This window comes from Sporomusa acidovorans, assembly GCF_900101845.1.
Classification (GTDB): Bacteria; Bacillota; Negativicutes; order Sporomusales; family Sporomusaceae; genus Sporomusa; species Sporomusa acidovorans.
Window position 1 is genome coordinate 1 of sequence record NZ_FNAM01000116.1, and the last position, 1,831, is coordinate 1,831.

Genomic DNA, 1,831 nt, shown 5'->3' on the forward strand with positions numbered 1-1,831 from the left:
AATCAAGAAATTATTTATTGACGTTGAATTATCACAAATGATAATTCAACCGCACATCTGGCTTTTGATGCATTACTTACATTGTTCAGTTTTCAGGGAACATTGCAGCTTACTTAGCATATCACTTTGTTAGGCTTATGTCAAATAGCAATTTTTGGTATTTGACTGGTCGGAGCGGCAGGATTCGAACCTGCGACCCCCTGGTCCCAAGCCAGGTACTCTACCAAACTGAGCCACGCCCCGATGTAATTAAGTATAAACAAAGTTTTAAGCATCTTACCCCATATCGGAGCGACTTTTATATAATATCACGCAGCTTACGTTATGTCAATATATCTATTTTATCAAATTAAGCGACCGTCACAGTGTTTGACCATTTTCCGCATCGATCTCCCCAACACCCGATAACTTCACCATTTAATTTAATTTCGACAATTTCACACAAATTAGCGCAACCTGAACATTCAAAGCTTTTAGGCTGATAACTAAAATCACTAACTTCAAAACCGCGAAACGCAGAAGGCCTATTGCCACCAACCTCTTCTTTAGCCAATAAAGCCGCACCGACTGCCCCCATAACATTGTAATGCGGTGGTACCAGTATCTTAGTTCCTAGTGCCTCTTCAAAAGCCCGACACATTCCCTTATTAGCAGCTACGCCTCCCTGAAACAAGATTGGTCCTTTAATTTGTTTGCCTTTACCAACATTATTGAGATAATTTCGAACCAATGCTTGGCATAAGCCGTGTAAAATATCAGCAATCGAATGACCAGTTTGTTGTTTATGTATCATATCTGATTCGGCAAATACGGCACATCGGCCTGCAATTCTCACGGGTGCCTGAGACTCCAAAGCAATGTCTCCGAATCTTTCAATGGGAATGTTAAGTCTGGCCGCCTGTTGATCAAGAAAAGATCCTGTACCGGCGGCACATACTGTATTCATAGCAAAATCTGTTACAATACCGTCACGAAGAATAATGATCTTGGAGTCCTGCCCCCCAATTTCAAGGACAGTCTGCACATCAGGTACTAAATGCATAGCCGCAACAGCATGAGCGGTTATCTCATTTTTTACACTATCCGCCCCTACTACCACACCGGTTAATGCTCTTGCGCTACCGGTAGTACCCACTCCGCGTATTGTAAGATTAGAATTGCGTTCATAAATTTGTCGCAAACCTGTTTGAACGGCCTCAATGGGACGTCCCTGTGTACGAATATACAAAGTATCACGCACCACTGCTTTATCATCTAAAACAGTTACATTGGTACTGACTGATCCAACATCAATCCCTAAATATGCCTGCATATGAAGCCTCCTTAATATAACTAACATAGTTATAAAATATGGTAAGTCACTTAATATATACTTACCAATTTTACTGTTTCTATGTAAGCGTCAAAGCCCCCACGCAGTAAGATTTCAGCAAAGCCTATCCCAATACCTTTTTATGCTGGGATAAGTACCTTTCCACATCATCGTACAAGCCAGCTTGATTAGCATACTTTACATAGTTTTTTATTGTTCTCAGCCATTCAAGGGTGGAGGGCTTCGTACTTGTAATCGCGTCAAGCAGATCCTTCATGAAAATAGGTCGTTCTTTGCCTGACGACATGATCTCATGTATCACCTTCTCCGTTGCCACTTCAACTACATTGTCGATATCCGCACCGGAATATAATTTCGAAAAATAAAAAAACGCAATCACAACAGTGAATGCGTCTATAGACATATGGCTCCCCGAGTAGGACTCGAACCTACGACCGATCGGTTAACAGCCGATTGCTCTACCAACTGAGCTATCGAGGAATGTATTCGTGAGTCGAA

General features: G+C 41.7%; 2 protein-coding genes and 2 tRNA genes. All 4 read right to left on the bottom strand.

Annotation, left to right across the window (positions count from 1 at the left end; all coding sequences use genetic code 11):
* Nucleotides 1–166: 166 nt before the first annotated feature.
* Nucleotides 167–243 (bottom strand) — tRNA-Pro (locus BLR65_RS28760).
* 106 nt (nt 244–349) lie between these two features.
* Nucleotides 350–1,312 (bottom strand): acyl-CoA dehydratase activase, encoded by a 963-nt coding sequence (locus BLR65_RS28765; RefSeq protein ID WP_093798267.1) that lies wholly within the window; start codon nt 1,310–1,312, stop codon nt 350–352.
* 124 nt (nt 1,313–1,436) lie between these two features.
* On the bottom strand, nt 1,437–1,712 hold the full coding sequence (locus BLR65_RS28770) for a hypothetical protein (RefSeq protein ID WP_176772836.1): 276 nt from the start codon (nt 1,710–1,712) through the stop codon (nt 1,437–1,439).
* Nucleotides 1,713–1,737: 25 nt separating this feature from the next.
* Nucleotides 1,738–1,813, bottom strand: a tRNA-Asn gene (locus BLR65_RS28775).
* Between the last annotated feature and the right edge of the window lie 18 nt (nt 1,814–1,831).